The 531-nt window shown below is 69.7% G+C and carries 1 pseudogene; it reads left to right on the forward strand.

Features of this window, described 5'->3' with window-relative positions:
• A pseudogene (locus P409_RS35655) lies at positions 1–329 on the forward strand (hypothetical protein); the annotation flags it as partial.
• Positions 330–531 lie beyond the last annotated feature (202 nt).

A 531-nucleotide genomic window follows, 5' to 3' on the forward strand; every position in this document is an offset into this window, starting at 1 on the left:
TGCCGGAGCCGGAGCGGACGCCGTCGCAATCCGCCTGGTTCGACGCGGCGGCGGCGCAGGGCGTCCTGCGCTGCCGTCTGGGCGAGGTGTATCTGCGCCATCGGGCGGCCGCCGACGGGCTCGGCGTGGCGCTGCTGCCCTGCTTTCTGGGCGATGCCGACGACCGGCTGCTGCGCCTCGGCGGCCCGGTGCCGGAGTTGGCCGAGGACATCCACCTGATGCTGCATGGCGACCTGCGCCGCGACGCCGCCGTCCGCGCCGTGGCCGAGGCCATCGCCGGCCTGTTCCGCCGCCAGCGCCAAGTGCTCGAAGGCACGCGGCGCGGCTAAGGACCGCCTCATATTGCCTCTCCCGCTTGCGGGACCTTTTCAGAATTCGATCATCTGAACCGGCCCTTACTTTCCACACTCCCCCTCCCCTTGCGGGAGGGGGTAGGGGGAGAGGCTGTCGATGGCGAGAGCCGACGTGGCGTAAGCCAAGATTTCTGCGGGATTGGTGACGACGCCCAGCCACATTTCATCGGCGCCAATA

This window comes from Inquilinus limosus MP06 (genome assembly GCF_000767795.1).
Taxonomy (GTDB): Bacteria; Pseudomonadota; Alphaproteobacteria; order DSM-16000; family Inquilinaceae; genus Inquilinus; species Inquilinus limosus_E.